Raw genomic sequence first — 1,731 nt, forward strand, 5'->3', positions numbered from 1 at the left:
GGGGGAAGCCATCAGCCAAACGCGCTGCCGCCGCAAGACAGGCATTATCGGGAGAGAAATGCCCGCCATGACGAGGGGCGGTGCCGACGTCGTTCCAAGGCGATCGTAGATCGTAAAGCTAGCTGAGCATGACTCTGCCCTCAACCTGTGCTATGCGCCGCGCTTCCTTTCCGGCACGATGCGTGAAATCGGCCGCAAACCGCTTATATCAGTGCAACCATGACCCTTTCATTCGATCTCACCACTGACAGCGCCCGCGACGCGTTGCGTGCCCGCTCGGCACAGCCCGAAAAGCAGTCGCTGATCGGCCTGACGCGGATCGAACTCGCCGAGACTCTGGTTGCATCAGGCGCTGTGCCCGAGCGCCAGGCGACAATGCGCGCCCAGCAGCTGTGGCACTGGATGTATGTGCGCGGCGTCTCCGATTTCGCCGGCATGTTCAACATCTCCAAGGATCTGCGTGCTGAGCTCGACAAGCATTTCACCGTCGCCAGGCCCGAGATCGTCGAGGAGCAGATTTCCGCCGACGGCACGCGAAAGTGGCTGTTCCGCTTTCCGCCGCGCGGCGCCGGCCGGCCTGTCGAGATCGAAACCGTCTACATTCCCGAAGAGGGTCGCGGCACGCTGTGCATCTCCTCGCAGGTGGGCTGCACGCTGACCTGCTCGTTCTGCCACACCGGCACGCAGAAGCTGGTGCGCAATCTGACGGCCGAGGAGATCCTCGCCCAGCTGCTCACCGCCCGCGACCGGCTCGGCGATTTCCCTGACCGCGACACGCCCGACGGCGCCATCGTGCCGGCCGAAGGCCGCAAAGTGTCCAATATCGTCATGATGGGCATGGGCGAGCCGCTTTACAATTTCGAAGCGGTGAAGAAGGCGCTGCTGATCGCTTCCGACGGTGACGGCCTGTCCCTGTCGAAGCGGCGCATCACGCTGTCGACCTCCGGCGTCGTGCCGGAAATCTTCCGCACCGGCGAGGAAATCGGCGTCATGCTGGCAATCTCGCTGCATGCCACCAATGACGATCTGCGCGACTTGCTTGTGCCGATCAACAAGAAGTATCCGCTGAAGGAACTGATCGCCGCCTGCCGCGCCTATCCCGGCCTGTCGAACGCCAAGCGCATCACCTTCGAATATGTGATGCTGAAGGACGTCAACGATTCCATCGAGGACGCCAAGGGACTGATCAAGCTGCTCAAGGGCATTCCGGCCAAGATCAACCTGATCCCGTTCAACCCGTGGCCGGGCACCAATTACCAGTGCTCGGACTGGGAAACGATCGAGAAATTCGCCGACTACATCAACAATGCCGGCTATGCCTCGCCGATCCGCACGCCGCGCGGCCGCGACATCCTCGCCGCCTGCGGCCAGCTCAAATCCGACTCCGAGCGCATGCGCAAGGTCGACCGGCTGGCTCTGGAAGCGATGATGATAGCGGGGCACGGCGAGGCGTGAACCGCCCCTTCGCCTGCCTAAGACGCCTCGCCATCATGGCGGTCGGCTATATCGCCGCCGTGCTGACCTCGATCCTGGTGCCGGTGCTGCTGATCGCTCTTCTGGAAGGCATCGAAGACGGCAACTGGTCGATCATTTTCGCCTTCGACTGGCTTGGCTCGTTCCCGCTCGCCGTGTTGACCGTAATGATCGGCGCGCTGTTGATCGTCGGCCCGGCGCTCTTTGTCGCCGAACGGTTCTCACTTCGAGGATGGTTCTACTTCGCCGCCACTGGTG

At 62.6% G+C, this 1,731-nt stretch carries 1 protein-coding gene and 1 pseudogene; both read left to right on the top strand.

Annotated features, from left to right (window positions below):
* The first annotated feature begins 219 nt into the window (after window positions 1–219).
* Window positions 220–1,455 (top strand): 23S rRNA (adenine(2503)-C(2))-methyltransferase RlmN, encoded by a 1,236-nt coding sequence (gene rlmN / locus EOA22_RS32530; RefSeq protein ID WP_063169553.1) that lies wholly within the window; start codon window positions 220–222, stop codon window positions 1,453–1,455.
* A 35-nt stretch (window positions 1,456–1,490) separates the two neighbouring features.
* Window positions 1,491–1,731 (top strand): annotated as a pseudogene (locus tag EOA22_RS32535) (hypothetical protein); the annotation flags it as partial.

Origin of the sequence: Mesorhizobium sp. M7A.F.Ca.US.014.04.1.1, assembly GCF_003998745.1 — a bacterium.
GTDB classification, from domain to species: Bacteria; Pseudomonadota; Alphaproteobacteria; order Rhizobiales; family Rhizobiaceae; genus Mesorhizobium; species Mesorhizobium ciceri.